The 21345-nt window shown below is 42.1% G+C and carries 18 protein-coding genes; 15 read left to right on the top strand and 3 right to left on the bottom strand.

The features are described 5' to 3' along the window. The first annotated feature begins 9 nt into the window (after positions 1–9). The gene (locus AC5YB1_RS13765) at positions 10–411 is read left to right on the top strand and encodes a DUF2802 domain-containing protein (RefSeq protein WP_494521642.1); all 402 of its coding nucleotides are present in this window, start codon (positions 10–12) and stop codon (positions 409–411) included. 22 nt (positions 412–433) lie between these two features. On the opposite strand, the gene AC5YB1_RS13760 is transcribed toward AC5YB1_RS13765, so the two are convergent. Both AC5YB1_RS13760 and AC5YB1_RS13755 read right to left on the bottom strand, forming a co-directional pair. Next, positions 434–754 (bottom strand): EscU/YscU/HrcU family type III secretion system export apparatus switch protein, encoded by a 321-nt coding sequence (locus AC5YB1_RS13760; protein ID WP_494519641.1) that lies wholly within the window; start codon positions 752–754, stop codon positions 434–436. Positions 755–766: 12 nt separating this feature from the next. After that, positions 767–2548: a hypothetical protein gene (locus AC5YB1_RS13755; RefSeq protein WP_494519640.1), complete on the bottom strand. Its 1782-nt coding sequence runs from the start codon at positions 2546–2548 to the stop codon at positions 767–769. Between the two features lie 226 nt (positions 2549–2774). Here AC5YB1_RS13755 and AC5YB1_RS13750 point away from each other — a divergent pair, with 226 nt between their 5' ends. Together AC5YB1_RS13750 and AC5YB1_RS13745 are read left to right on the top strand one after the other, a co-directional pair. Continuing rightward, positions 2775–3557 carry an MlaA family lipoprotein gene (locus AC5YB1_RS13750; protein WP_494519639.1) on the top strand — a complete coding sequence of 261 codons (783 nt, stop codon included), beginning with the start codon at positions 2775–2777 and terminating at the stop codon, positions 3555–3557. 115 nt (positions 3558–3672) lie between these two features. Then, the gene (locus tag AC5YB1_RS13745; RefSeq protein ID WP_494519638.1) at positions 3673–4773 is read left to right on the top strand and encodes a response regulator; all 1101 of its coding nucleotides are present in this window, start codon (positions 3673–3675) and stop codon (positions 4771–4773) included. 101 nt (positions 4774–4874) lie between these two features. Here AC5YB1_RS13745 and AC5YB1_RS13740 read toward each other — a convergent pair whose 3' ends face one another. Further along, positions 4875–6386 (bottom strand): peptide MFS transporter, encoded by a 1512-nt coding sequence (locus tag AC5YB1_RS13740; RefSeq protein ID WP_494519637.1) that lies wholly within the window; start codon positions 6384–6386, stop codon positions 4875–4877. 554 nt (positions 6387–6940) lie between these two features. On the opposite strand from AC5YB1_RS13740, the gene rfaH reads away from it, so the two are divergent. The 12 genes from rfaH (at position 6941) to AC5YB1_RS13680 (ending at position 21262) form a co-directional block, all read left to right on the top strand. After that, a complete protein-coding gene (gene rfaH, locus AC5YB1_RS13735; protein WP_494519636.1) occupies positions 6941–7459 on the top strand; it encodes a transcription/translation regulatory transformer protein RfaH in 519 nt (172 codons plus the stop codon). A gap of 954 nt (positions 7460–8413) precedes the next feature. After that, the gene (locus tag AC5YB1_RS13730; protein WP_494519635.1) at positions 8414–11152 is read left to right on the top strand and encodes an SLBB domain-containing protein; all 2739 of its coding nucleotides are present in this window, start codon (positions 8414–8416) and stop codon (positions 11150–11152) included. 97 nt (positions 11153–11249) lie between these two features. Next, positions 11250–12212: a Wzz/FepE/Etk N-terminal domain-containing protein gene (locus AC5YB1_RS13725; protein ID WP_494519634.1), complete on the top strand. Its 963-nt coding sequence runs from the start codon at positions 11250–11252 to the stop codon at positions 12210–12212. A 214-nt stretch (positions 12213–12426) separates the two neighbouring features. Further along, complete coding sequence (locus AC5YB1_RS13720) at positions 12427–13617, top strand: UDP-N-acetylglucosamine 4,6-dehydratase (protein WP_494519633.1); 1191 nt, start codon at positions 12427–12429, stop codon at positions 13615–13617. A 12-nt stretch (positions 13618–13629) separates the two neighbouring features. After that, the gene (locus AC5YB1_RS13715) at positions 13630–14781 is read left to right on the top strand and encodes a LegC family aminotransferase (protein WP_494519632.1); all 1152 of its coding nucleotides are present in this window, start codon (positions 13630–13632) and stop codon (positions 14779–14781) included. Positions 14782–14797: 16 nt separating this feature from the next. Next, positions 14798–15991 carry a UDP-N-acetylglucosamine 2-epimerase gene (neuC, locus tag AC5YB1_RS13710; protein ID WP_494519631.1) on the top strand — a complete coding sequence of 398 codons (1194 nt, stop codon included), beginning with the start codon at positions 14798–14800 and terminating at the stop codon, positions 15989–15991. 7 nt (positions 15992–15998) lie between these two features. Further along, a complete protein-coding gene (gene neuB, locus AC5YB1_RS13705; protein WP_494519630.1) occupies positions 15999–17072 on the top strand; it encodes an N-acetylneuraminate synthase in 1074 nt (357 codons plus the stop codon). Continuing rightward, positions 17065–17715, top strand: a complete 651-nt coding sequence (locus tag AC5YB1_RS13700; protein WP_494519629.1) for an acetyltransferase — start codon at positions 17065–17067, stop codon at positions 17713–17715. The genes neuB and AC5YB1_RS13700 overlap by 8 nt, the downstream gene beginning before the upstream one ends. Before the next feature lie 20 nt (positions 17716–17735). Continuing rightward, the gene (locus tag AC5YB1_RS13695) at positions 17736–18797 is read left to right on the top strand and encodes a nucleotidyltransferase family protein (protein WP_494519628.1); all 1062 of its coding nucleotides are present in this window, start codon (positions 17736–17738) and stop codon (positions 18795–18797) included. Further along, positions 18797–19795 (top strand): Gfo/Idh/MocA family protein, encoded by a 999-nt coding sequence (locus tag AC5YB1_RS13690; RefSeq protein ID WP_494519627.1) that lies wholly within the window; start codon positions 18797–18799, stop codon positions 19793–19795. Before AC5YB1_RS13695 ends, AC5YB1_RS13690 begins: the two co-directional genes overlap by 1 nt. Before the next feature lie 4 nt (positions 19796–19799). Next, entirely contained in the window at positions 19800–20489 is a 690-nt protein-coding gene (locus AC5YB1_RS13685; RefSeq protein ID WP_494519626.1) for an acylneuraminate cytidylyltransferase family protein, read from the top strand. After that, positions 20489–21262, top strand: coding sequence for an oxidoreductase (locus AC5YB1_RS13680; RefSeq protein ID WP_494519625.1), 774 nt, complete (start codon positions 20489–20491; stop codon positions 21260–21262). Before AC5YB1_RS13685 ends, AC5YB1_RS13680 begins: the two co-directional genes overlap by 1 nt. Positions 21263–21345 lie beyond the last annotated feature (83 nt).

The raw sequence follows: 21345 nt of genomic DNA, 5'->3' as shown, positions 1-21345 counted from the left end.
CGGAATATGATTGCCGATGAAATTTTAATCGCGGCATTACTCTATGTAATTGCTTGCTTAGCATTAGTATTATATCAACAAAAACAAACAGCTAAGTTACGCTCTAAGGTGGATGCGTTGACATTACTGGTTAAAGAGAGTGATCGCCAGCGAGAAGCGGTTAAACGCGAATTGCAAGAGTTACGCACCGGGACCATTGGGGTTGGCCGGCGGATGCTCGAATTAGAAAAACGATTGGCAAAGCAAGATGCCAGAATTGATGAAACTAGCCAACAAGATCCGCAATCGCGCCTCTATTCTAGGGCAATGAAGATGGTGTCATTGGGCGCTGGAGTCGATGAATTGGTCGCCGAGTGTGAATTACCCAAAGCTGAAGCCGAATTGCTTCTCAGGTTACATGGCAAGGACTAATGTGGAGTCATAACATGAGAAGTTAAACTGCTTCAACGATTTTTTGGTGCATATTATCCCAACGGTCGGGAAATTTACCATCTAGCATATAAGCAAAAGCGATCAACTCGGCAATAAGTAGGTAGAGTTCTTTTGGTATTTCTTCGCCAATCTCAAGTTTTTGTAAAAAATGACTTAGATCCGGGTTTTGATGAATATAAATGCCCGATTCTTTGGCTAGGGCGATGATCTCCGCTGCCACTAAATCGCTGCCTTTGGCTGTGATCTTCGGACTCGATACTCCATCATAGCTTAACGCGACCGCTTGAGTAGCACCCGAAGTTGTGTTCTTGTCTGTAGACATAATGGGTTGGCCTTATGCTTTTATTTTAACTAAGTAGTGCTCACCAGGCAGTAAGCTAGCAGGTACCTGGTTTTGCTGAGTAATTATATTGATATTTCGCATACCGATATTGGTTAGTTTTTGTTGTAGCCCCTCAAGGCGTAAATCGATGCTTGTGAGCAGTGGCTTACTATCTGAGGTAAAGCTAAGGTTAAGTTGCTGTTGTTTGATATCAGCATTGATCAATAGGCTACCACTAGTTAAGTTAAACTTAAGCTGTAACCGCCATTTATTCTTGTTATCAGCATCTTGAGTTGTTTGTTCAAAATGACCTTCTAGCTCCTCTTGCTTATTGTCTAGGGTATAAGGCAAGGCAAAATACCAGTTGATGCCTTGATTGTTATCACTACTGGCTTGCTGATATAAAGACAAGCCAGATAACAACTTACCCATAGACTCACCCACTCCCGCTTTATCTAATAATCTCAGCAGGGAAGAACTTGCTCCAACTTGTCGCTGTAGTTGCATAAGGTATTTACTGGCATCGACTTGGCTGTTTTGTTGTAAATTACGACCTAATAATAACTGAAACAGCACCGCGATAGTGCCACTATGACTAGCAGCTGATGTATGGGCGGTTAGCGGAGAGGCTATTCCTGCTAAGGTATCTATCAATTCTCGTTGCAAAATGTTTGGCACGGCGAGATCGGCTAAAGGACGAGGAAAGGCCAGAGCCAGTCGCTGCTTGACTAAGCTCAGTAGTGATTGCTCACTCGATACCTGGGATCTGCTTGAGTGTGTTGCTTCACTGCTGACTAATTGCTGTAGTGCTTGGCTTAATCCCCTGTGTATGGGGGAAGAAGGCGGGCCTAAAGTCTGGCCTGTGGGTTGGCTGGTACTGCCCATTGTTGAGGTAAGCCACTGTGAGTTAAGCATCAATGGATGAACAGTGCCCTGTGCCGTAGTTCCGCGGTTGCCCTCGATGAAGGGTATCTTAATGTTAGCCAGTAATTGATAGAGGTTAGTCGCCTTAATTATGGCATCGTCTCGGGCCGTCATGGGGCCAAAAAACGGGATCTTTTCCCCTAGAAGTGGTAGTGGATTGGCTGCAAAAAATGCATTGCTGGAGAGCTGTACCGCGGTGGCGTTTTGTAAGGTCGCTAGTTGTGACTGAGGCACGGCTTGTTTGGCTAAGTGCTGACTCAATTGACTGTAAGTGCTAGTTAGCGAGGGGAGGGTGGCCAGTTGCTGGCTTGCTGACTCCTGTTTAGGTGCTTGCATTAATGTCATTGGGGATAAGGTGACTGCAATTTGACCGAGCTTCGCGGTGAGGCTTAAGTGTAGTTGGCCATTTTCCACTATGATAGCTGCGCCATAGGTACCCGAGGGTAAGGTATTATTGCTCGTGGTGAAAGCTAATGCGCCAGCCAGACTGACCATACCCGCCACGATCTTTGCCTCGCCAAGGGGATAGCCTTGTGCCCTTGATGCCAACTGAGCCAGTTGTATGAGGTTGACTTGGTTACCCTTAATATAAGCCTGCAATGGCGCTGGAATTTGTTCGTTATAGATATTACCCAATAATTGCAATTTAGCACTAAGATTGCTTGATGCTGGATTGGCGCTATAAAGTTGTGTGACCACGACTTTTTGTTGGTCTGCCGTACTCATTACTTGGCGATCGATACGACGAGAGTATTCTATACGGTAGTTGTGCTTATTGAGGCTTATAGCGTCACCTTCTGCAGTGCGCTTGAACTCGACCGGGATAAGGACCTCAGCTTTACTGGTACTGAGTGTGGTTGAGGTCGCCACAACGTCCGTGTTTACAGGCCTTATAATACTGTTTTGATTCAAGAGGCAGCCCCAAACGGTTAAGTGATTAAAGACATTTTACAAATTTCAATTTGACCTAGTGATTTTGCTGAGTATCCTAGGCGGTCTGAAAGGCAAATCAAACTGTGTAGTCTAGTATTATCTATATCGTCACAAGGACAGATGACTTTAGATATGGTTAATGCTGTATAGGAATCCGAGTTATATGAAGTATAAATGGAGTGCGTTAAGCTTGCTATTGTTTGGGGCGCCTTTGGCAGCCCAAACGACACAAGAAGATGAGAATAATGCTAAGGAAAGCACCATAGATGTCGCTATTATTTATAATGATGACAGAGATCCTTTCGAGGGCTTTAACCGCACCATGTGGGATTTTAACTACCTTTATTTAGACAAATATTTATATCGACCGGTTGCCCACGGTTATAATGATTACTTGCCTCGCCCAGTTAAAACTGGGGTGAATAACTTTGTACAGAATTTCGAAGAGCCAAGCTCTCTAGTGAATAATGCCTTACAAGGTAAGTGGGGCTGGGCGGCAAATGCGGGTGGTCGCTTTACGATTAACACCACCTTAGGCTTACTGGGTATTGTTGATGTGGCTGATATGATGGGCTTACCACGTAAGCAAGATGAGTTTAGTGAGGTGTTAGGCTATTACGGCGTGCCAAACGGTCCCTATTTTATGGCGCCTTTTTTAGGCCCTTATGTAACGCGTGAATTAGCGTCTGATTGGGTCGATGGACTCTATTTTCCTTTGTCAGAACTGACCATGTGGCAGTCATTGGCCAAGTGGGGATTAAAAAACCTGCATCGACGCGCTTCAGCTATCGATCAAGAGCGTCTAGTCGATAATGCATTAGATCCTTATGCTTTTGTGAAAGAAGCTTATTTCCAACATGTAGACTATAAAGTATATGACGGTGATGTACCTGTCTCGACCGACGATGATGAGTTGCTCGATGAATACATGCAAGAATTAGATTAAACCAACTCACCTTTTACTTATTATTTATTAATAGGTTAGTAGTTTTACTTGTTATCACGTACTAAGATGTACTAGGTTAGTTAGCTTTGCCGCTGTGCAAAGTATGGGGAGCTGAATGGCGTTAGAAGATCTCGTGATTTTGTTGGTTGAAGACGATCCGGTATTTCGCAGTGTGGTCGCCGCCTTTCTCTCGAACCGAGGAGCCACTGTGGTTGAGGCCGATGATGGTCGACAGGGGTTAGAGCGCTTTAGCCAGACTGATTTTGATATTGTATTAGCGGATTTAAGTATGCCGATTTTAGGCGGTTTAGAGATGCTAAAACAGATGGTGAAACGAAAGCCAAACACTTTATCTATCGTTATCTCGGGTAATCAGGTGATGGCCGATGTTGTCGAAGCCCTGCGGATCGGTGCTAGCGATTACTTAGTGAAGCCAGTCAACGATCTGTATTTGATTGAAAATGCCATTCATCAATGTATCAACCCACATCAACAAGATGTAAAGCTTGATGACTTAGAAGAACTGTCCTATCAAGAGTTAGAAGAACACCTTAACTTGTTAGAGCAAAATGCTGAAGCGGCCAAAAGTGTGCAGCAGCAGCTCTTTCCTCCCTCAGAGATTGATTACCCTAAAGCGACTATCGATTATAGCCTATTTAAAAATGACGATGTTAGCGCCTACTTTATCGATAGCGCTAATGTCGGTGAGCAATATCAAATTATGTATATGGCTCATTTTCATCCGCAAGATAACCGCGCTGCGTTTGCGAGTGTTCTGCTTAAAAGCTTTGTGAATCAAAAGCTGAAACTATTTCGTAATGGCAACAGCCAAACGGTGATCGAGCCTTTTAATATGCTGAGCTACCTCAATGACAGGATCAGTAAGTCTGGCTTGGATATTTATATCGATCTTATCTATGTGGTCGTGGAGTTAACGCATTACCGCGCCTCTATTGCTCAAGCAGGTAAAGGGTTGAGATGCTATATACGTAATCACGAGGGGTTATTACCTCTGGCGATGCCTGATGCACTTCAGCTAGGGATTTTTGAGTGGGGGCAACCTAGCACTCAGTTTAGGGATTTAATGCCAGCAGAACGTTTGTGTATAGTCTCGAGTGTTAATCAACATAAAAGCATGTTGTTGGCCAATCACTTTGTCGGCTTAACTTATGAAACCACGCTAGCACCAGGTGGTTATGTACAGATGAGCTTTTAATTACCTGAGATCCCGGCTTATCTGCGACCCTGATTGCCTTTGCATTGCGCATAAAAAAACGCCTTACAATGTTTTGTAAGGCGTTTTTATTTCGTTAAAGCTTATCTTTTAATTGTAATCGCTTCGTGTTCTGCAGTAACAGCAATTTCCGCTTCTAGTGCTTCTTCTTCAGTTTGCGGGCCATCTTCAGCGCCATGCATCCAGTCGACAAGTTTATCTGCCATGAAGTATAGGATAACCGCTGAAATGGCTGCCGTAATAGCAATACCAGCAAAGATAGACATAGCATTAGCCAGTTGATCTTCTACCGAACCACCAGGACCAATTAACGACCCCACTAAACCACCGATCTTATTTGCAGCGGCAATAAATAGGAACCAGGCGCCCATCATGAGTGATGCAATACGGAGTGGAGCCAGCTTAGTCACCATAGATAAGCCAATCGGTGATAAACACAGTTCACCCATAGTATGGAAGAAATAAGCGCCCACTAACCACCACATGCTTGATTTAGCGTTAGCATCGCCGCCCATCTCAAGTACGGCACCGATCATAAATAGGAAGCCGATAGCCAATAAGGTTAAACCAAGGGCAAATTTTACCGGTGAGTTGGGTTCTTTTTTGCCTAGATGGATCCAGATAGAAGCCACTACCGGAGCGAAGACCACAATAAAGATAGCGTTAAGCGATTGGAACCACGTTGTAGGCACTTCAAATGAGCCTATCATACGGTTGGTAAAGTCATTGGTGAACAAGTTCATTAGGCCACCGGCCTGCTCGAAACCAGCCCAGAATATGATGGTAAATAAGCCCATAACCATGATCACTTTAATACGATCGCGTTCAACTTTGGTTAAGGGTTCTTTACGTAGTTCACCTCTGGCTTCTGCATTTTGTTTCTCTAACTTAGCAGCGGGTATTGTTCCAATGTCGCCTAATAGCTTTTGTGCAAACAAGAATTGGATAATGAGTGATATCACCATACCGATACCAGCGCAGAAGAAGCCAGCCTGCCAGTTGTTGATAAACACTTCTTGTCCATCAACGACTTGAGTGTAGCCAAAGGTGGTATATGCCCAAGCAACAATAAATCCAGAAAGTGCTGCACCTAAGTTAATCCCCATATAGAAGATAGTAAATGCACCATCACGACGGTGATCGCCTTCTTCGTATAGATCACCAACCATGGTAGAAATATTCGGCTTAAACAGACCATTACCTAAAATCAGCGTACCAAGACCAATATAAAAAACCGTGGTCTCTAGCCCTGGGATCCAGCTATGTGGCGCGGCAAGTACAAATTGGCCTATCGCCATTAATGCACCGCCTATATAGATAGCTTTACGCTGACCTAGAATATTATCGGCTAACCAACCACCGAGCAGTGGTGTTAAGTATACTAGACCTGTGAAGGTGCCATATAGTGAGAGGGCATCGGCTTGGGTCCAACCCAATCCGTGTCCACCTTGAGATTGAACTGCGTCGACAAGATATAACACCAAAATCGCACGCATTGCGTAATAACTAAACCGTTCCCATAATTCTGTTGTAAATAACAGAAACAGCCCTTTAGGATGCCCGAGCATCGTACCTTGTGGTTTTGCTGCGCTCATGTAAGTCTTCCACCTTCGCTTGTGATTGCCTACATATACAATATCTATGTAGAAAAATTTATTGTTGCAATATTATCAATGTCTTAACAACAGGAGCTTACTTGGGATAATCTGTTTTAAGCTAAAGAAATTATTCAAGTTTTTAGTTGTCTATCTGTTGCAGACTTTTGTTATTTTTTAATATTTAACGTATTAAATTGTTTTAAACCCACCTTATATACCCTTTTAGTTGCCTAAAAGTCAATTTGATCAACTTAAACGTATAGTTATTGAACATTTACTACACCACTTACTATTGCGACATTTGTTGGTTATCTGTTGCCATGTTTGGCTTACCGAATTATTGACTTTTGAGTTATAAAATCACGTTTTCAAATGATGAAACTATTTGTTATGCTTTGCCGCGTGAATAGGATGTTATCCACATTATCCCGTTGTCTTTACTACGAGTTAATCTCAGCGCCAATGACTGCCTTATTACGTTTGAGTAGTAGATGGGCTAATTAAGTGGTCCCTATTTTTTTATTTTAAAGTTAGGCACTTGAGAAAAAACTATGAAAGCTTGGTATCTGTTGTATTGCAAACCCCGCGGCGAAGCTAGGGCGCAAGATAATTTAAAACTACAGCAGATTGAGACCTACCTTCCTACACTGCCACAGCAAATAACCAAAGCTGGGAAAACGACCGTAAAGCGCGTTCCGTTATTTCCCTGTTATCTGTTTATCCATTTTGATCCTGCGGTTACCAGTGTTAGTCGTATTCATTCCACTCGAGGTGTCTCTCGTATCGTCGGTTGTAAAGAATTGATGACACCGATTGACGATAGCATTATCCATGGGATAAAGATGCGAGAGCACAAACTTATCAATTTGCCCAATTTTGATAACGTTGAGCAACAAGAATTAGCTGAAGGCGATAAAGTAAAATTTATAGAAGGTCCATTTATCGATCTTGAAGGCATTTTTACTGAACAGAGCGGTGATAAACGCTGCCATATACTGTTTGAGATCATGGGCCAGCAGAAACGAGTCACTGTGCCTAAAAGCAGTATAAAACCGATTAATAAAACGTGAATTTATGGCTCAAAAGGATGGATACACTTAATTTTGCAAGCTAAATCATCCCCTAAAATTACGTAAAAGGCTCGGTTTAATGTGAGAGATCTGCCATTGCTGCCACTTTGAGTTGGTAAGTAAATCTAAGACTGATGATAAATATGCACGATTTCAATTTTGGTATTAAAATGATTCATCTTCTTGTTTTTAAAGATTTTTATTAGCATTACTGACGTTGCGGCATAAAAATTTAATGGTTAATTTTTTATCGAACTAGGGGGCAGACCAATGATATCTCACTCAATAATGGTGTTTTTTGATATCGAATTGCCATTTTTAGCTATCTAATTTTACAGGTGGTGCATTAATAAGCAGTGCTTGGCGGCAGATTCTAGTACAATACCGCGCTGTTATAATCTGGTTCCGATTAAAATCTAAGCCTACAAAGAGCTAGTTAATAATGTGCTTTTTATGAAAGTTTTTAGAAAGTAGCCATGAGTTGTGTAGAGCAAAATAGATATAGGCCGTTTTAGTAGGTAAGGCCAACAACCTTGTCATCCCACATTAAAGTGGGTTAATGCAAAACTTGAAAAATTCGCAATGCGATGGGCAATTTGGGAGCCGCAACCTATGGGCGGTAGCGTGTCTATAGATTTTTTCTTGAATAGTTAATTGTTATATATCAACAATTTATCTTCGTTGCGCGTGTCTACTATTGAACAATTTTAATAGCGTCATCTAATTTTGATTTAAAGCTCAATGATGAAGTTATATCTTAGTTGTACTTTAAACTAGTGCCATTATGGCAAGTGTTACTCTAAATTTTTACAAAACGGGTTTAACGGCTTAACGTCATTGTGAATACACAGGCTGCACAGTCGTTTTAACGTTTGACCTCAATTTATCATTTAACTTCTTTTCCACTGCTCGAGAACTACCTCTCGATGCTTTGTTTATCAATGGAGATCATCGGTGTTACAACAAACCAAAAAAGTCATAATAACGGCAGTTGCAGCCCTAATATTGATGACCACTCAAGTTCATGCGATCACACCATCTCCTGAGATGATAGAGCAATTTAAAAGCCTTCCATCGTCTGAACAACAAAGACTTGCTCGCCAGTATGGTATAGACCCGTCAATGCTAGTTGGGGCAAGTAAAGCTCAGGTATCTATTGACAACCCACAGGTTGTGCAATCAAGAGAGACGACTAATGATGTCCTTAATCATTCTAGTGAGAGAGCCAATACGCTTAACTTTGCCCAAGATAAACAAAAAGGTGAGTTAAATCGCTTTGGATATGAATTATTCGAGGGTGAACCTAGTACTTTTGCACCAACGACAGATGTGCCTGTACCGAGCGAATATCTTGTTGGCCCCGGTGATCGTATAAAAGTGCAATTATTTGGAAAGGAAAATAAGGAATATGATTTAGTCATCAACCGTGAGGGTAACATACAATTTCCCGAGTTGGGGCCTATATCGGTTGCAGGTCTCAGTTTTAGTGAACTTCGAGAATCGCTAAATCATAGAATTCAGAAGCAAATGATTGGCATAGAATCTAACATAACAATGGGTGAGTTGCGCTCTATTCGTATTTTCATTGCCGGGGATGCTTATAAACCTGGTTCGTACACTGTTTCAAGTTTATCAACTATAACCCAAGCGTTGTTTGTTGCTGGTGGTGTCAACAAAATCGGTTCATTGCGGAATATTCAAGTCAAACGTAACGGTAAATTAGTTGGAAGCATGGATTTGTATGATCTACTGCTGCGAGGTGATGCCTCTGGAGATTTAGGTTTACGTTCTGGAGATGTTGTATTCATTCCTTCTGTCGGAGGCCTAGTGAGTATTACTGGTGAAGTTCATCGCCCAGCGATCTATGAGCTTAAGAAAAATGAGACCGTTAGTGATATTGTCGCTATGGCTGCAGGGTTAAAGCCAGGGGCATATCCTAAAAGTAGCCGTATGGAGCGTTATAACAGCAATGGTTTACGCTCCATCATTGATGTAGATTTGACTACTTCTTTAGGTAAATCAACAAAAGTTAAGCCGGGTGATTTCATCCGTGTTAAAAGTGCTTCTAACCAGTTTGAAGATGCAATAACGGTTGTCGGTGCAGTTGTCCGTCCAGGCAAGTATCAGTGGTTCAAAGGACAGAAGATTAGTGATTTACTGCCGTCTCTTTGGGGGGATTTATCTATATCCGCTGATTTAAGTTATGCAATATTGGTTCGTGAAGTTAATCGTTATGGTGATATTAAAGTATTCCAATTCTCCCCCAGTAGAGCTATTAGCGATAAATTGTCAAATCAAGATTTACCGTTACAACCTCGCGATAAAGTCATTTTGTTCAATTACAGCGATGATACACATAATCGTTATGAGCTTAACAAACTGGTTAAACAAAGAATTAAGCAAGTTACATCTCTTTCTGGTGACTCATTAATCGGCAATGATCTCTTTAAGGCGGGTTTTTCTCAACTCGATAAAATGCAATTGACTCAGCGCAGTCAGATAGGTGGAGTTGTTGTTGCAAAAGAGGCTCCAGACGATAAAGAGCAATTGGTCAAAGGTGAAGTCAACAAGATGTTGGCAAATCTTTTTGATGATAAAGAGCTTATTAAACTTAGCGATTCGATGAATCGAAGTGAACTTCTGTATCCAATCGTCTCGAAGTTAGCCGTTCAAGGCCGCTCAGATAATGGCGCTCAGGTAGTTGCCATAAGCGGTAAGGTGCGTCATCCAGGTGTTTATCCGTTAGCCCATGGTGCTAAAGTTAGTGACTTAATTATTGCAGCAGGTGGTTTACTTGAAGGTGCTTATACTACACGAGCAGAACTTACTAGCACCATTTTCTCACAGCAAACGTCTTCTGTACGTCATACAAACATAAACTTAGATGCGGCTATTGCTGGTGAAAGTGACGCCAATAAGGCGTTAATGTCTCGAGATATACTTACCGTATTGACAACTCCTGATTGGCAAGAGAATAAAGCGGTTGAAATTCGTGGAGAAGTAAAATTCCCTGGTATTTATAACATTCGCCGTGGTGAAACTCTTGCTGATGTTGTTACACGTGCTGGTGGTTTTACCGAATACGCTTACCTACCATCATCCGTGTTCGTAAGAGAATCTGTGCGTCAGCAAGAGCAGTTAGAAATTAAAAAGTTGGCAGATCAATTACGTCGTGATATTGCAACACGTGGTGTCTCTAAAGATGGCAACGTGGTCAATTATAGTGACGCAAAGATGATGCTGGATGATCTTGAGAACATTAGAGCAGTTGGACGTTTAGTTGTTGATTTGTCGGCGATTTCAGTTGGAATTAAAGAAGCAGACATCCAATTAGAAGATCAAGATATTTTGTATGTGCCATCAACAAAGCAAACTATTGCTGTTATGGGTGAGGTGCAGCATGCTGCCACACATAGATTTAAGAAAGGTTTAACACCAGAGCAATACATAGCGATGTCTGGCGGAGCACGTGAGCGAGCCGATGATGATAGAACTTATATCATTAAAGCTAATGGTTCGGTTGCAATGCCGAATCGATCTATGTGGTTTAGTGATAAGAACGAACTCACAGCTGGTGATACAATTATCGTGCCGTTAGATACCGAATACAAAGATAACTTAACACTGTGGAGCCAGATCACGGGAATTATTTACAATACTGCAGTCGCCATTTCCGCAATATCAGGTATCTAAGTTTAATATCTGCCTTTTGATTATTACCTATCCTGTTATGAACAAGAGTAATAACAGGATAGGTCTTCGAAACTCAAACCTAAGAGACAAATGTTACATGTCCCAACATATTAATCAGTATCAGGCTGATGTTTCATTTCCTCAAGGCGTTGCCGATGATGAAATTGATTTACGAGAATTGTTTGCTGTTATCTGGAAAGGTAAATGGTTGATTATTACAATAACATCAGTTTTTGCTATTGCCTCAGTCATTTTTGCCGTCTTGCAACCCAATATTTATAAATCAGAGGCCTTATTGGCTCCAGCCAGCGAAGAACAAGGTGGCGGGTTAAGTGCCCTAGCATCGCAATTTGGTGGTTTAGCCAGTATGGCGGGTATTAACTTAGGTGGTGGTAGCGGAATTGATAAAACCCAAATGGCTATTGAAGTTGTGAAATCACGTCAATTTGCTAGTGAGTTTATTCAAAAACATAATCTTCTACCAGACTTGATGGCCGCTGAAAAGTGGAATATGGGTGACAACACTGTCAGTTACAATCGTGATATCTATGATGCTTCAGCGAAAAAATGGGTGCGTGAAGTCAAAGCACCATTCAAATCTGAACCGTCAATGCAGGAAGCGTTTAAAGAGTTCAGTAAGATAGTTAGTGTTAATGCAGCTAAAGATACAGGTATGGTTACTGTATCTGTAGAACATGTTTCTCCAGCGGTTGCACAACAATGGGTTACTTGGCTTGTGGAAGATATTAATAAGGTCATGAAGGAGCGCGATGTTGCTGAAGCTATTCGCAGTAGTGATTTCTTAAATCAGCAGATATCACAAACTAATGTCGCAGATATTCGTGCAATTCTTTATAAGCTGGTTGAAGAACAAGCTAAAACCATCATGTTCGCCGAAGTACGTGATGAATACGTATTTAAAACAATTGACCCCGCCATCATCCCGGAAGAGAAAGCTAAGCCCAAGCGTGCATTAATTTGTGTTTTAGGAACAATGTTGGGCGGAATGATGGGTGTTATGTTCGTTTTGATTAGGCATTTTGTTAGAAAAGATAATTGAAGCACTTCGAAGTACTAGGTTTTAATAAAAAGTTTAATAAAGAAAAAGAAAAAAAAAGAGCCTATTGGGACTGTTTTAAAAAGAAACAGAAAATCTAGGCTCTATAAGGGATAGCGAGAAATAGACTGTCTCAAAATGGATAAAATGTGTCTCAGCTATGTTTAAAAGGCTGAGATGGTATAGAACAAAAATTGTGATTAGGAATTGATAAAGTATGAGCAATATATTGCCTTTAATTGGACGTGAAAAGGAATTATTTTCAACTGATATTACTGCTCATAATGAAGAGTTGAAACGTATTGTATCAGAGTCTCGTTTTCTTGTTCTCGGTGGTGCAGGGTCGATTGGCCAAGCGGTCACCAAAGAAATCTTCAAACGTAACCCTCAGAAACTTCATGTTGTCGATATTAGTGAAAACAACATGGTGGAATTGGTGCGTGACATTCGTAGTTCATTTGGTTATATCGATGGTGATTTCCAAACTTTCGCCTTAGATATTGGTTCGATTGAGTATGATGCCTTTATCAAAGCGGATGGACAGTATGACTACGTATTAAATCTTTCAGCGCTTAAGCACGTTCGTAGTGAGAAAGATCCGTTTACCTTGATGCGTATGATTGATGTCAACGTTTTCAACACTGACAAAACTATCCAGCAGTCGATCGATGCGGACGTTAAAAAGTATTTCTGCGTGTCTACGGATAAAGCCGCGAACCCAGTTAATATGATGGGGGCATCGAAACGCATTATGGAAATGTTTTTGATGCGTAAGAGTGAGCAGATTTCCATCTCGACAGCGCGTTTTGCTAACGTTGCCTTTTCTGATGGCTCTTTGCTACACGGTTTTAACCAACGTATCCAAAAAAATCAGCCGATTGTCGCACCAAACGACATCAAACGTTATTTTGTCACTCCTCAAGAGTCGGGAGAACTGTGTTTGATGTCGTGTATTTTTGGTGAAAATCGCGACATTTTCTTTCCGAAACTCAGTGAAGCATTACATCTGATTACATTTGCAGACATTGCGGTGAAATACCTAAAGCAAAGAGGCTACGAGCCGCATTTATGCGCGAATGAAGATGAAGCTCGTGAATTGGCGAAAACGCTACCAGCACAAGGCAAATGGCCTTGTCTTTTCACCGAAAGTGATACGACGGGTGAAAAGGATTTCGAAGAGTTTTTCACTGATAAAGAAGTGCTTGATATGGCACGTTTTGAAAATTTGGGCATCATCAAAAATGAACCTCTGTATCAACCGGAGTTGTTGAGTCTTTTTGAAGAACAAATTGCCCAAATGAAAGATCAACGAGCTTGGAGCAAAGAGCAGATTGTGGCGCTCTTTTTTACGATGATCCCCGACTTCGGTCATAAAGAAACGGGCAAATACCTCGATAGCAAGATGTAAGGGTAAAGAAGAATGAACGCACAGTTACTGGTTGAATTTGTACGCGACCAATACCAAACCCAAGATTTTATTCCGTTGCATGCCCCTACATTTGCGGGCAACGAGAAATCGTATGTAATGGAAACCATTGAAAGCACATTTGTCTCCAGCGTCGGTAAGTTTGTCGATGAGTTTGAACGTAAAATGGAAGCATTTACAGGCACTCCAAAGGCAGTGGCGACGGTCAACGGTACAGCAGCCTTGCACGCCGCCCTCTACATGGCAGGGGTTGAACGTGGTGACTTCGTGATCACGCAGGCGCTGACGTTTGTTGCTACTTGTAATGCGCTTTATCACATGGGTGCCGAGCCGATTTTTGTGGATGTTTCTCCCGTAAGCTTGGGGCTTTGCCCTAAAGCGATGGATGCTTTCTTAGAAGAGAATGCACAAGTCACTGAGGCAGGTTGCATCCATAAGCAAACGGGCAGAAGAATCAAAGCCGTGGTACCGATGCACACTTTCGGTCATCCGGTAGAACTGGATGAACTGGTTGCCGTTTGTTTGAAATGGAATATCTCGTTAGTCGAGGATGCTGCGGAAAGCCTGGGTTCGTTTTACAAGGGTAAGCACACGGGGACGATTGGTGATTTTGGTGCGGTGAGTTTTAACGGCAATAAAATCATTACCACGGGTGGTGGGGGGATGGTGCTTTGCGGGACTGAAGAGGCGGGTAAACGCACTAAACATGTCACCACAACAGCAAAAGTGCCCCATCCTTATGAGTTCTTCCATGATGAGCCAGGCTTCAACTACCGTATGCCGAACTTAAATGCGGCTCTGGGTTGTGCGCAGATGGAAGTCATCGAACAGTATTTGAAACAAAAGAGAGAACTTGCAGAGTCTTACGGTGAGTTTTTCAAAGGAACTGACTTTAAATTTGTCACTGAGCCAGATTACGCACAGTCAAACTACTGGTTGAATGCAATCATCTGTCCAGACAAGGAAAGCAGAGAAGAGGTTCTCGCTGCCACAAATAGTTCAGGTGTTATGACTCGTCCAATTTGGCAACTCATGCATAGATTACCAATGTTTGAGAATGCAATGCGTGGCGATCTTGCACATTCTGAATTTATCGAGACCCACTTGATTAACCTTCCAAGTACCCCAGTGGACATCCAACGCTAAGTAGGTTCATTTATACATGACGCAGACACAGAAAAAGGTCGCGGTTTTTACTGGCACAAGAGCAGAGTATGGTCTGCTGTTTTGGCTTTTAAAGGACATTCAAAGGGATCCAGATCTAACGCTTCAATTGCTTGTTTCTGGTATGCACCTATCGCCAGAGTTTGGTGATACATATAAGCAAATTGAAAAAGACGGCTTCAATATCGATGAAAAAATAGAGATTTTGTTGTCTTCTGATTCGGCTGTAGGTACAGCAAAAAGTATGGGGCTGGGCGTTTTGGGTTTTGCAGATGCATTATCGCGATTAGCGCCAGAGGTTCTTGTCATTTTAGGGGATCGCTTTGAAGCGCTTGCTGCAGCACAAACTGCCATGATACTTCGTATTCCAATTATTCATCTGCATGGCGGAGAGATAACAGAAGGCGCCTACGATGATGCAATTCGTCATGCTATTACCAAATTAAGTTACTTGCATGGCACATCGACAGATGAGTATCGAAATCGAGTCATTCAACTGGGTGAATCGCCAGAGCGTGTAAGAAACATAGGTGCGATTGGTTTAGAACACTTGAACCGAGCGTCTTTTATGGAGGTTTCTGAATTAGGTGAATCACTAAATTTTGAGTTAACTGCTCCTTATTTTGTTGTAACTTACCATCCAGTAACATTAGGTGATGAATCTCCAGAGGAGAGTTTTCAAGCTTTGTTGGATGCGTTGGATGAATACCCCGAGTACCAAGTCATATTGACTTACCCTAATGCGGATGATGGTGGGCGGCGAATTATTCCAATGCTAGAAGCTTATGCAGCAAACTACCCTAAAAGAGTGTTAGCTATACCGTCTCTGGGGCAGGTACGTTACTTGAGTTCAGTCAAACATGCGACGGCAGTCATTGGTAACTCGTCGAGTGGGATTATTGAAGTTCCTGCTTTTAATGTTCCTACTGTGAATATTGGTTCAAGGCAAAAAGGACGTTTAGCAGCCAAAAGTGTCCTAAACGCAAACGCTACAAAAGAGTCAATCAGTAACGCGATCAACCTTGCAATAAGTCGAAAATACAAAGCTGAAGGCGAGATCGTTGTGAATCCTTATGGTCAGGGCGACAGTAGCAAGCAAGTCATCGAGATGATTAAGACGTTACGTTTTGAACCTTGTAAATCATTCTTTGACGTAAACCTTGAACCTGATTTAAATAAGAAAGTAGAGTGAGACAACAATGACTTTGATTATTGCTGAAGCCGGTGTGAACCATAACGGTCAAGAAGAATTAGCGTTTGCTTTGGTTGATGCCGCCCACAAAGCTGGGGCTGATATTGTAAAGTTCCAAACGTTTAAAGCAAAAAACCTAGTTACCGAAGAAGCAAAACAAGCTGACTATCAAGTTACTAATACCCAGAAGCAAGAGTCACAGCTGGCTATGCTAAGTCGCTTGGAGCTTTCGTATGATGCGCATCATGAGCTAGTAAAATATTGTAACTCTCTAGGTATCGAATTCTTGTCGACGGCTTTTGATCGAGAAAGTTTGGACTTCTTAATTAATGATCTGGGATTAACTCGATTAAAGCTACCTTCTGGCGAACTGACAAATGCCCCGCTTGTATTAGCGCATGCTCGAACTGGATGTGATCTTATTGTATCAACAGGTATGGCAACACTGTCTGAAATTGAAACAGCCTTAGGGGTCATTGCCTTTGGGTACACTGCAGATGAAAAAGCAGAACCTTCCATGCTAGGTTTCCAAGAAGCTTATGCATCAGACCCTGGTCAAAAGGCACTAAAAGAAAAAGTAACCATTCTTCATTGTACGACGGAATATCCAGCTCCAATGGAAGAAATTAATCTGAGAGCAATGGATTCGCTAGGACGAGCATTTGATTTGGCGGCAGGCTATTCAGATCATAGTGAAGGAATAACGATCCCAATTGCTGCTGTAGCTCGTGGTGCCGTATTGATCGAAAAGCATTTTACACTAGATAAAAATATGGAAGGTCCAGATCATAAAGCTTCGCTTGAGCCAGATGAGCTTGCTGCAATGGTCAAAGCGATTCGCCAAATTGAAGTTGCTCTAGGCTCTAGTGTAAAAACGCCAACAGTCTCTGAAGTAAAGAACAAAGTGGTGGCTAGAAAAAGTTTAGTGGCGGCCACGGACATAAAAGAAGGTGAAAGCCTGACGGAGTTTAACCTTACTATTAAGCGTCCTGGTTTAGGTTTGTCCCCATACCGCTATTGGGATTTTATTGGCAGTAAAGCGACAAAAGCTTATAAAGCTGGAGAGCTAATCGTTGAGTGATGATACTAGGCTTCCTATCGTAATGATTGGCGGGGGAGGGCATGCTTCTGTTCTTGCCGACATCTTAGTTTCCCAAGGAAGAGAGATTCTTGCCGTTGTAAGCCCTGACGATATCAGGCAGCGTTCAGTATTTAAGGGAATGACACAGCTTAGAAATGACGATGATGTTTTTGCGTTTCACAAGAACGAGGTTCTACTCGTCAACGGTATCGGAATGATGCCCAAATCCGATGTTAAGCGAAAAATTAATGAGCATTTCCTTTCTCTCGGTTATCAGTTTGAGACAGTCATAGCAGATAGCGCATTTGTTTCTTCTAAATCAATAATTGAACCTGGTGCTCAAATTCTTCCAATGGCGATTGTTCAGACTGGAGCTACAGTTGGTCGTCACACTGTAGTCAACACTGGAGCCTTAGTTGAACATGACTGTTGTATCGGTGCGTATAACCATATTGCACCAAAAGCAACACTCTGTGGTCAAGTAAAAACAGAAGATAATGTCTATATAGGAGCTGGTTCGACAGTTATCCAAGGGATATCTATTGGCCGAGGCTCCATAGTGGGAGCTGGCGCTAGCATAAATCAGTCTTTAGAAGTTAACACGATTGCATATCCTGCTCGAGTAACAATCAAGACAACCTAACAGAATACAGAAGGTAGAACATGAGCCATTGTTGGTCAAAAACGCTGATATCTGAATCAAGCACTATCAAGCAAGCATTAGAAATAATTAATAGTGAGGCACTGCGAGTTGCAGTTGTCGTTGATAACAACCAGAAGTTGCTAGGAATGATCACTGATGGCGATATTCGACGCGGTTTGCTAAATGATCTGACGCTAACCGATAAGGTTACCAAGGTGATGAATGCTAATTCTATTACTGCCTATCAAGGTACATCTAAAGAGTTGTTGCTTGAAGTAATGGAACAAAAACAAATTTTATCGATTCCATTACTGGACCAGGATGGAAGAGTTGTAGGTTTAGAAACCCTTCATAGCACACTCAGCAAAGAAAAATATCAAAATCCAGTATTCATAATGGCGGGGGGATTTGGTACTCGTTTGCGGCCGCTGACAGACAACTGCCCCAAACCGATGCTGAAAGTTGGCGATAAACCTATCCTAGAAACGGTGATTAAAAGTTTCATCAAGGCTGGTTTTAGCAATTTTTATATTTCAACTCATTATATGCCTGAACAGATTCACGATCATTTTGGTGATGGTAGTGATTTAGGTGTCAGTATTTCATATGTTCATGAAGATACAGCGCTTGGTACTGGTGGTGCTATTGGCTTATTACCTGAAAATATGTCTAGAGATTTGCCGCTGATTATGATCAATGGAGACGTATTGACCAAAGTAGATTTCCAACGTGTTTTGAGTTTCCACATGGAAAATGATGCTGACGCTACCATGTGCGTACGCGAGTACGACTATCAAATACCATATGGTGTGATTAATGGGGAAGGAAACAAAATTACAAGCATGGTCGAAAAGCCAGTTCACCGCTTTTTTGTTAATGCAGGTATTTACATATTGTCCCCACGCGTAATCAAATCAGTAGCAAAGAATCAGAAAGTCGACATGCCAACTTTACTCGAACAACACATGAATGAGCGTCAGAAAGTGCTTATGTTCCCGATTCACGAGTATTGGCTAGATATTGGCCGTATGGATGATTTTAATCGTGCACAGACCGATATTCATACGCTAGGTCTACTTTAATGGAAAGGGTTGCCGTTATTGGTTTAGGTAATATAGCCATTCGCCATCGCCGAAATCTGAAATTGTTATTTCCAAATATACAATTATTTGCGATGTCAGCTAGTGGCCGTATTCCACAAGAGTCTGTGAGTGATGCAGATCACATAATCGGCTCAATTGACGCTGTGATTGCTAACAAGGTTCAGTTTGTGATCATAGCTTCACCTGCTCCATTTCATGTATCACATGCATTACCGCTTATTCAGGCTGGAATCCCTGTTTTAATAGAGAAACCTGTTGCGGTAAGTCTTGAAAGTGCGCAAAAATTGCAGGATGCGTCAATTCGATATCAAACTCCCATGGCGGTTGGGTATTGTCTGCGCTACTTATCTTCTGCTTTAGAAATGAAAAGCTTACTTGCGTCCAATAAAATTGGCCATTTGTATCATGCGTATGTTGAAATTGGTCAATATTTACCTGATTGGCGACCCAGCAAAGATTACCGTGACAGTGTTTCCGCGAAAGCCAGTTTAGGCGGAGGTGCTTTGTTAGAGCTTAGCCATGAGTTTGATTACACTCAATGGCTACTGGGTGATCTAACGCTCGAACACGCTATTTTACGCCAAACCAAAGAGCTCGGTCTTGAAGTTGAAGACAGTGCAGATATGTTGTTAAGTACCTCAAAGCAAGCGATCGTGCACATGCACCTTGATTTTTTGCAGCGCAAGGCGCATCGGCAATGTCGTTTTGTGGGCAGCAAAGGGGCGCTGGAGTGGGACTTAATTGGCAATGAAATCCGATTTGTTACACCGCAAGGAACCCAAGTACTTTACAGTGAACCCAAATGGGATAAAAACCAAATGTACACGGCGATGCTTGCCGACTTTGTTGCGCAAATCCATCAACAACCAAATCAATGCATCTCTCTTGCTGAGGCAGCTCAAAGTGTTGAACTTATAGAAGAAATTAAACAGCGTTTTCCAATCAAATCGGTGTCGGGTGAGTTAGAAGGTGAATAATCCAATGAAAAACTGTGCTTTTATTTTTGCCCGAGGTGGCTCTAAGGGACTGCCAAGAAAAAACATAAAATTATTAGTAGGTAAACCGTTATTGCAGTATTCCATTGATACTGCTTTGGCCGTACCTTCTATTGAGCACGTGTTTGTTTCAACTGATGATACTGAAATTGCAGATGTCGCACGTGCATCGGGGGCGATAGTGATTGAGCGTCCTGCGGAACTCGCCAGTGATACAAGTCCTGAATGGCTGTCTTGGCGTCATGCTATCGAATGGGTGCAAGCACGCTATGGAGAGTTTGATGGATTTATTAGTTTACCTGCCACCAGTCCGTTGAGAAGTATTGATGATGTAGAAAGTGCTATCAACAAACTATTTACCAGCAAAGCAGATATCTGTATCTCAGTGACACCAGCGAGTCGCAGTCCTTTTTTTAATATGGTGAAGCAGACCGAAACTGGGATGGTTGAGCTCGTCAATAAGCCACAAGCTGAAGTGGCTCGTCGTCAAGATGCACCTGCGGTGTTTGATATTACCACGGTTGTGTATGCGACGACGCCTCACTTTGTGCTAAATCAATACGGAATATTTTCCGGCAAAGTTACGAGCATTGAGGTACCTAAAGAGCGAGCAGTGGATATCGACGATATTTATGATTTCAAATTAGCAGAAGTGATTATTGAGGGAGCGCACTGATGGAACAATTACTCGAAAGCAAAACGATCGTAGTCGCTGGTGCTGGTGGTCTTTTGGGGACTCGCTTAGTTCCCGCTTTAATCAAGCAAGGTGCTAAGGTCATTGCGGCGGATATTCACGTAGAAGCGATGTGTGAGCGTCTTTCTTCACTTGGTGTTGATTTACAAAATGAGAAGCTAAGCTGTTGTGAGTTGGATGTGACTAAAGAAGAGAGTGTAAAAGCTTTTTTTAGCCAGCAAGCTCAACACATTGATGGCGCCGTCAACACAACTTATCCTCGCAATAAGACCTACGGCAAGCATTTTTTTGACGTAAGTTTAGACAGTTTTAACGAAAATTTGTCTCTGCATTTAGGAAGTGCTTTTCTTTTTACCCAGCAATGTGCTGCTTATTTTAAGTTGCAGCAACAGCCTTTTTCGCTGGTTAACATCTCCTCGATTTATGGTGTTGTTGCACCAAAATTCGAGATTTATAACAACACGCCGATGACGATGCCAGTTGAATACGCAGCGATCAAGTCTGCTATCCAGCATCTCAACAAATATGTGGTGTCTTACTTGAATGACAGCCGTTTCCGCATCAACAGTGTCAGCCCAGGCGGCATTTTTGACCATCAACCCAAAGCGTTTTTGCAGGCCTATAAAGAGAAAACTCATGGCGCTGGCATGTTGGATGTCGAAGAAGTGGTTGGCTCGGTTTTGTTTTTGCTTTCAGAGCAGTCACGTTATGTTACAGGTCAAAATATTATTGTAGATGATGGTTTCTCCTTGTAAGGAAGAATGTGATCTGGAGTTGGTTCAGTAAAATAATTAAAAAATAAAAATGGGATCGACTTGTAGATTTTTTGAGTGTTATT

This window comes from Shewanella sp. 433, from assembly GCF_059338565.1.
Note: the sequence above shows the minus strand (reverse complement) of the source record. Positions and strands in the feature narration are given on the sequence as shown.